The 8067-nt window shown below is 61.3% G+C and carries 5 protein-coding genes and 3 pseudogenes; 6 read left to right on the top strand and 2 right to left on the bottom strand.

Annotated features, from left to right (window positions below; translation table 11 throughout):
• Together AiwAL_RS15425 and AiwAL_RS20435 are read left to right on the top strand one after the other, a co-directional pair.
• Nucleotides 1-855, top strand: a pseudogene (locus AiwAL_RS15425) (carbohydrate porin); the annotation flags it as partial.
• Nucleotides 856-1697: 842 nt separating this feature from the next.
• Nucleotides 1698-1805 (top strand): annotated as a pseudogene (locus tag AiwAL_RS20435) (hypothetical protein); the annotation flags it as partial.
• A 4-nt stretch (nucleotides 1806-1809) separates the two neighbouring features.
• Here AiwAL_RS20435 and AiwAL_RS15420 read toward each other — a convergent pair.
• Nucleotides 1810-2214, bottom strand: a complete 405-nt coding sequence (locus AiwAL_RS15420) for a hypothetical protein (protein WP_235705990.1) — start codon at nucleotides 2212-2214, stop codon at nucleotides 1810-1812.
• Between the two features lie 24 nt (nucleotides 2215-2238).
• Entirely contained in the window at nucleotides 2239-3810 is a 1572-nt protein-coding gene (locus tag AiwAL_RS15415) for a lytic transglycosylase domain-containing protein (protein ID WP_235705991.1), read from the bottom strand.
• Between the two features lie 554 nt (nucleotides 3811-4364).
• Here AiwAL_RS15415 and AiwAL_RS15410 point away from each other — a divergent pair.
• The 4 genes and pseudogenes from AiwAL_RS15410 to AiwAL_RS15395 all read left to right on the top strand — a co-directional run bounded on the left by AiwAL_RS15410 (nucleotide 4365) and on the right by AiwAL_RS15395 (nucleotide 7966).
• Nucleotides 4365-5882, top strand: a complete 1518-nt coding sequence (locus tag AiwAL_RS15410) for a Do family serine endopeptidase (protein ID WP_262313012.1) — start codon at nucleotides 4365-4367, stop codon at nucleotides 5880-5882.
• Between the two features lie 20 nt (nucleotides 5883-5902).
• Nucleotides 5903-6708, top strand: a pseudogene (locus tag AiwAL_RS15405) (IS1595 family transposase).
• 315 nt (nucleotides 6709-7023) lie between these two features.
• Nucleotides 7024-7638: a hypothetical protein gene (locus AiwAL_RS15400; protein WP_262313011.1), complete on the top strand. Its 615-nt coding sequence runs from the start codon at nucleotides 7024-7026 to the stop codon at nucleotides 7636-7638.
• 4 nt (nucleotides 7639-7642) lie between these two features.
• Nucleotides 7643-7966, top strand: a complete 324-nt coding sequence (locus AiwAL_RS15395; RefSeq protein ID WP_262313010.1) for a hypothetical protein — start codon at nucleotides 7643-7645, stop codon at nucleotides 7964-7966.
• Nucleotides 7967-8067 lie beyond the last annotated feature (101 nt).

The following is an 8067-nucleotide window of genomic DNA, read 5'->3' as shown; positions in this document are numbered from 1 at the left end:
GCCCCCCCCCCCCCCCCCCCGGCGCGCGATTCCAACGGGCTGATCTTTCCGCTCGATGCCGGCGCGCTGGTCATCGGCGAAGCGGATTATGCCTATCGGCTGCGTGGTTTAGGCAAACTCAAGATGAGCAACTTTCCCCTCAGACGAAAAGGAGGAAGGCAAAGGCCGCTAATCAACACTCAAGTCGCCATCCAAATCGTTAAGTGAACAGTATTGGGTCTAGATGCTGGCACTCCCCGACTCGATCACGGGGATTATGCGATTTATGCCGGCGATACCCAGACCCTCTGGCACAGACACGGCACCCGCTGGCTGCGCGTCTTTTCGCGGATCGCCTATGCGCCACCCAGCCACAATCTGACTTCCCTGGACGTGCAAGGCGGCATCGTGCTGAACGGCACCTTCCCCGGCCGGTCTCATGATTCCGCCGCTTTTGCCATTTCCTACGACCGGATCAGCGCGCGGAAAATCAGCCTGATTCGGGCTGAGAACGCACTCGGTGGCGCTGATAGACCGATTCCGAGCGCGGAGATGGATTTTGAACTGGACTATACCGCGCGGGTTACGCCGTGGCTGACCGCGACGCCCGATCTACAATATATCCTGCACCTTGGTGGCGGCATCCCGGACCCGCAGGACCGCATAAAAGTCGAGCCGAATGCGGTTCTGGCGCAGGCCGAGTTCATAATCATGTTTTTACTGTCAGCCTGGTTGGGCCGCATCGCGTCAGGGCCGCTGGAAAAATCGTCCCCCCTGACACGGTATGAGCCGGAATCAAGGGAACCGGGTCGGACGATGCAGGCGGAGTGGGCCATACGCTCGTGTTCGGACCCTTTATCGACCAAGTTTCAATAGGCAATCGCCGCAATCACAGGGTTGAGACCGAGGCTCGAAACTGCCGGCTTCAAACCTCCGATCGGTAAATATGATCATTTTTGTGTGTGACGCCTAATTCGGGTGGAATTTATGTATACAACATACTTTATTTGCCATATTGTAGATGTTGCCTGCGTTTCCGAGTAAAATTCCCGGCCCATGGTGAGCTGAGGTTTCCCTCGGGAGAAATAGGGGAAACTACGATGAACAAAATCTTTCTGGCCGTAACGGTTGCCGCTGGTATTTTGAGTTGGAGTTCTCTAGCCCGAGCGGGTCAGGGGATCCTGGTCATGCCAGAGCAGCCTTTTGTTGCACAAACACCACCGGACGTGATTGGCCAGAGCTATCCGGCTTTCACGGGCGCGACAACACCAGTGGTTTCTATACGCATCGCTACTAGCGTAGCTGGCCAAAGCTATCCGACCTTCGTAGGTCAGATACGGCAGTCCCAGTCCTTCGGACAGATTCCGAGGGAGAATAAGCTAAGGGCCCGTCTGTGAACAAGTGAATCGCATTGGGTCGGATTTTTATTGCTGACGGGATTCCATCGGGAGTCACAAGGCTATATCGTCCTGGGGTGATTGACGAACCGGCCATACGCCAGCGCTTCGAGGCGCTTGCTCCGGGGCTCGACGAGGGCGGGCGGCGGTGGTTTGCGGCGGCCGAGGTGAGGTCGGCCGGACATGGCGGGGTCACACGCGGTCACCCGCGCCACACGGGCATCGCGCGCAGCACGATCGGCCGTGGCCTAGCGGAATTGCGCAGCGGGTGAGACGCCGGATGCGAAGCGGATCCGTCGGCCAGGCGGCGGTCGCAAGCCTGTGAACGAGACGGATGCAAGCTTACTTGACGATCCGCGCTCGCTGGTCGAACCGGAGACGCGCGGCGATCCGCAATCGCCGCTGCTGCGGACGTGCAAGAGCTTACGCAAGCTCAGCCAAAGCCTGTGCGGGATGGGCCATACGATCGGCCGAACCAGGCTTTCACGCTCTCGGATGGGACGCTTGGCATTCTTTCTCCGCGCGTCGGGATCGCGACCATCATGCAATGTCCGCGCTTACCGCACAGCCAGCGCAGAAACACGTGCATCGGCATCGCGGTGCCCAGACGGTCTGTCTTTGCCCGGCTGTGCTCGCGCGCCACAGCGACGCTCGTCGAATGTATGGCATCGACCTCAATACCGCGCACCTGCAGCCATCGCGCAAGCCAGAACACGTCACGCCCCGCAGCGAAAATCGCCTGCAAGGTCCTCAATCGGATGATCAACCTCGGAATGGCTGTCGGCGGTCGAGTCAAATAACCCGAGACACCGGTGATTCTCGCCCGATCCCGGTTCATACAACAGCGCCGACGGGTAACGGATCAGCGTTCCGCCAGTGCGGGCCCATAGGGCGACAGACGCGGAAACCGGCCCTCCGCCAGCGCATCGAGGCTTTCCGACGTCGTGCCGATTTCCTCGGCATAGAGCCAGCTATCGGCCAGCACCTGGCGCACGAACCGCCGGGTTTGCGCCAACGGGATCGACTCCAGGAAAATCAGCGGATCGCCGCCGTCATGGATCGAATGCGTCCAGGACGCCGCCGCCACCGGACCCGCATTGTAGCTGGCCAGAATATCGAGCAGGTTGCGCTGCCCCCCGGCTCTGCCCAGATAGAGCAGATAGCTCTGCCCCAGCGCCAGATTGACCGACGGATCGCCCAGCTTCCCCGCGATGCCGCCGCGCCGCGCCATGGCCGATGCGGTTTGCGGCATCAATTGCATCAGTCCGCGCGCACCCACCGGCGAGACCGCGTTGGGATTGAACCCTGACTCGGTGCGGGCCAGTGCATAAACCAGCGAGGGATCGACATTGAAGCCGCCCGCCGGGTGCAGCGCTGGCAAGGGCAGCCGCGCTCCGGCGATCGCGTTGCCCGGCAGGGTCTGGTCGAGCGCGACCGCGACATCCACCAGCCCGGCGCATGCCGCCACCCGCATCACAGCCCGGCCAAGCTCTGGGTCGCGCTGAATATCCGGCCACAACGCTCGCAGCGCCCGCGCGGCATCGGCTGAGCGGCCAACCTGCAGCAGAGCGAACGCCAGCCTGCCATCTTTGTGTGACGCGACCGCTTCGATATCGGCTTCCGAAAGACTGGCCGCGAGGCCGGTACCGTTCAGCCCACGGCCGAGAAGACGGTCTGCCAGCATCCCGTAGAAACTGTCTGGGGCCGCAGCCGCCCGGTCGAGCCAATGCAGATAGGCATCCGGCTGGCGCAGCCCCAACGCCGCCCGCGCGGCCCAGAACGCGCCGGCCGCGCGCTGGCCGGCGCTGCTGTTCGCAGCGGCGGCGGTGGCAGCAGCGGTGAAATAGGGCAAGGCCTTGGCGACATCGTGCATCTGCCAGGCGGCGAGGCCCGCGATGAAATCGGGCCGCCACACGGTATCGTTGCCCTCGTGCGCGGCCTGGCTCGCCACCGTAAAAGCCTGCTCGTATTGGGCATTGACGAATAGGTGCCGCGCCACATCGCCGCGCAATGCCGCGCCGGCCGGGGCCGAGATATGGTTGTCCAGGCTGATCAACATGATCGCCCGGCCACTATCGCCAGCCCTTGTGAGGTTTTCCACCCGGTCGGCCAGATAGCGCGGCACCAGCACTCCGCGCGGCGCGGAGTGCGCGGCACCACCGGCGGTCATGCTCGGTTCGGGCAGATAGGATACGTCCGCTGCCGGCGCATGGGCTCCGCGCGGCAGGCGTTGCTGCAACAACGCGCGGATCCGCCGTGTCTGCGGCTGACCGTTATAGGCGGTGAGCCAGGCTTGAAGCTCGGCGGGCGTCGAATGGTGGTAAGGGCCGAGATAGAGTTGCGCCAGCACCTGGCCCTTGAGCAGCGGATTACCGACCCGCGCCATCAGGCGCTGGGCTGCAGCGATCTTGCCGTCATGCTGATCGGTAAACACGCGCTGATAGATCGCGGCATCGCTCGGCGTCAGCGGTTGCGCCAGTATCGTTTCGGCACCGTTGATCGATGTCGAACGTGGTATGGCATAAGCGACATTTTCGGGTCTCGATGACCCGGTCTGCCGAGTGGTTGAAGGCCCCCGTTGCCCGGCCGATGCCGCACTGGCAGGTGCGACAGTCGCGAGCAGTGCCGCAGAGACGATACACGCCCGAGCGACACTTAGGCGGGAGAGTTTTTTGCAGGCCCCTCGCATGAGCCAAGGGGCTACACGGCTTTTTTGGTCGGCATCAACCCCCCATCGAGTGGCTATCCATGATGAACATGCGAACGTGATCGAAGTCAGCAACGTCAAACCCTAATTGCTGCTTGTGGATGCGAGCAGGTGAAAAGAGTTTCATCTTCGCAACCGACGCACATTTAGAATCATCACTATATCGCACTCTCGACAAACGATTGCGCGAATAATGTATGAGCACGACGTGCAGGCGCCACCGGATTGTTCGACTATGGGATCACTGCCCACGGGGCGGCTTTCAATGAAGGAAAGTTTGAATGACACTGTTCCTCTCGCGACCCCGTCCACAACGGATAGCAGCGTTACCTGCAATGCTACTCGCCGGAACCAGCCTGACCGTCGCGACGATGCATCCGGCCTTCGCCAATGATCGGCCGCTGAATGCGACCGCGAAAGTCCAGCGGGGTTTCAAACCCTTCCCCAACTTCGCACCGCTGGTTACCATCGTAAAGCCGGCAGTTGTTTCAGTAACGGTGCATTTCAAAATCAACAACACTGCTCAAACCGGCAACCAGGGCCCGCCACGCTCGCCGTTTCAATTTCCGTTTTCTATCCCGTTTCCTCATCTGCAAAAACCTCAACCAGTAGAAGCCAAGGGATCGGGCTTTTTCATCAGTCCAAAGGGCTACGTCGTCACGAACAATCATGTTGTCAAAAACGCGAAATCGGTGTTTGTCACATTGTCTGACGGCCAACGTCTGATCGCCAAAATCGTTGGCACCGATCCAAGCACCGATCTTGCAGTACTGAAGGTCACACGGTCTAAGCCATTCCCCTTCCTTGAACTGGGAAATTCTAAAAAAGTGCTGCCAGGACAATGGGTGATTGCGATTGGCAATCCTTTTGGCCTCGCAGAAACGGTGACGACCGGAGTCGTTTCCGCCTTGGGACGCGATATCGGCGATGGGGAATATGACAGTTTCATCCAGACTGACGCCCCGATCAATGAAGGTAATTCCGGCGGCCCGCTGCTCAATCAAAAAGGTCAGGTGATCGGTGTCAACACAGCCATCCTTACCCCCTCGGGTGGCTCGGTCGGTATTGGTTTTTCAATCTCATCCGACATGGTCAAGCGAATTACGACTGAATTGATCAAGTATGGTCATGTCAATCGCGGTTTCATCGGTGTGCAGGCTCAAGACGTTAGTCCGGAAATGGCGACAGCCCTGGGCCTGAAGTCGCATGACGGACACGCCGATGGTGCGTTGATCGATGAAACCGAACCGAGTGGTCCGGCAGCCAAGGCCGGCTTAGCGCCCGGCGATGTTATCACCAAGCTGAATGGCAAAACGGTTAAGGACGTTCGTGATTTCGCTCTCGCGATTTCGGAGGTCAAACCTGGCGACGCCGTGCATGTGGCATACGATCATGACCATCACATCAAATCGACGACCATCAAAGTCGAGAAATTCCCGGCTAATGCTCAAGCAGCCTTTACGCACGTCTCTGCCAGCACGCAACAAAAGGCTGAACTTGGCCTCGTCCTCACTCTACTCACCCCGAGCAATCGCCAGCAGTTGAATTTGCCGATGACCGCGCAAGGTGCCGTGGTCGTTCATGTGGCACCTGACTCTCCAGCAGACCAAGCAGGCATCCGTTCCGGCGATGTGATCGTGGGGATCGGGAGCGCTGCGATAACCAATCCCGGTGAAGTGATCGCCGCGATCCATAATGCCGAGACTCATCACGCCAAAGCGATCGCCGTGCGGATCATGCGGGATAATCAGGCGATTTTCGTGGCCATACCGTTGCCGAAAGCTAACGCCAAGAAATAGTATCCCGCAGTTGCGTCGGGATCAAGACGCAAGCAATCGTCCCGCGATCGGGGGACTATCCTCGGACCTTCCAGGAGTTCGAGGCGTGGTTCCGCAGCGAGGTGGCCTGCCGGGACTACATCCGTCGCCTGCGGTGATCGGATGGATTCGTGTGCCCGGCTTGCGGGGTGGCGGATGCCACGCCCTGGGAAATGTCTCGCGGACAGTTGTGCTGCCGGAGGTACGAGGCGGAGGCGACGGTGACCGACGGCACGATCTTCCAAGATACCCACAAGCCGTTGCGGCAGTGATTCGTGGCGCTGTGATGCATCACCAGCCAAAAGACCGGCGTCAGTGCCCTGGGCCTCCAGCGGGTGTTGGGACTGGATAGCTACCGGACGGCCTGGACGTGGCTGCACAAGCTGCGGCGGGAGATGGTCCGGCCTGGCCGAGACAGCCTGCACGGCGAGATTAAGGTCGACGACGAAACCTTTGTTGGAGGCTTCGAAACCGACGTCTCCGCCGACAGTCTGATGGTCATCGTGCGCAGCACGGTCGAGCTCACGGGGCGACGATCCAGACCGACGGCTGGGGGGCTATTCCAGCCTGATCGCCGCTGGCTACCACCACTAGGTGACGGTGATCAGCTCCAGCCTCGATCCCGCCCACGTCGTCATGCCGCGCGTCCACAGGGGTCGCCTCGTTGCTCAAGCGATGGATCATGGGCACCCCGCCGGGCGGCATCCAGCACCAGCATCTCGACTACTACCTCAACGAGTTCTGCTTCCGCTTCAACCGCCGGAACTCGAAAGCCCACGGCATGCTGTTCTATCGCCTCGCCCAGTAGGCCGTCTCTGTTGCTTCGGCACCCAGGCTATTGTCAACCCGGATGATCCAGGCACCCTCAATCGCTATCCCTGGGAGGCTACGGGTGTGAAGTGCATACCCAGTTTGAAGGATACCGACGTCTGCGCGCGGTGAAGCCTCTCGGCTGCAACGGGTGCGGTTGCGTTGTTGGTGCCGCACTCAGCAGCACGTCGTGCCGATTGGGTACGTAACCAAGCCTTCCAGCGCCAACGCCCCGAAACGGTGACCACGGTGCCGTCGTAAAGCAGCGGAACCATTTTCGCGGTCGGAACAGGCAATTCGACACAACCGGGCCATGTGCGCTTGGGAGCGGTTCTGCGCCTTTGCACGCGAGCCCGAGCGCCGGCGGGTCGGCGTCGATGCCAGGGTGCAGGTGGACGGCGTTGTTTATGAGGTCGAGCCTGCCTTGGCGGGCGAGACGGTGACGCTCTGGTGGGGGCTGTTCGACCACGAACTGTTTGTTGAGCACGCCGATCAGCGATACGGGCCGTTCGGCCCGATCGACGGGCCGATCCCGTTGCATCGCTACCGCAGCTTCCGCAAGTCGGCGACGGACGGCCGGCTCGACCGTATTGAGGCGCTGGCGGGCAAGCTTGGCCTGCCGCGCGCGGCGCTGGATGGGCCGACGCCGGCCGCGATCACGCCCGCCGCCATTCCGATGACCGTGCCGTTCATCGACCCTGACCCGTTTCGTGAACTGCACTTCCCGAACGTGCTCGCGGCCAAACTCGCGATCGCGGACTACCTCGGCCGTCCCCTGGCGAAGCTGGCGGCCGAGGACCTCGGAACCATCAACGCGCTCCTCGATCGGACGCTGGAGCGGCGCACGGTGATCGCCTGCGTGCGGGGCTATTTCCGCGAGCGTGAGGCAAAGCGGCGACAGGAAGAGGACAGCGGCCATGCGAGCTGAGGTAATGGAGTTCTACGGTCTGAGCCGCTCGCCGCGCGCCGTCGGCTACTACGAGACAGCCCATCACCGGCAATTGCTGCAGGACATCAAGCAGGCCGCCTATGACAGCGACCTGGTGGCGCTGTGCGGCGTGGTGGGCGCGGGCAAGACGGTGACGCTGCGCCGCCTGCAGGACATGCTGGCGCGCGAGAACCGGGTGATCGTGTCCAAGGCGGTGTCGATCGAGAAGAGCCGGATCACGCTGAACACGCTGGTGACGGCGCTTTTCTGCGACCTGTCGCCGGACAAGATGAACCGCGCCGGGAATCCCGGAGGCTCCAACTCTTGAGTAGGATGGAGCAATGGAAAAGCGGAAGACATCGAACAGATATTCACCTGAGGTCCGCGAACGCGCGGTGCGGATGGTGCTGGAGCATGGCAAGGATCATG

This window comes from Acidiphilium sp. AL (genome assembly GCF_025499445.1).
In the GTDB taxonomy this organism is placed as follows: Bacteria; Pseudomonadota; Alphaproteobacteria; order Acetobacterales; family Acetobacteraceae; genus Acidiphilium; species Acidiphilium iwatense.
Note: the sequence above shows the minus strand (reverse complement) of the source record. Positions and strands in the feature narration are given on the sequence as shown.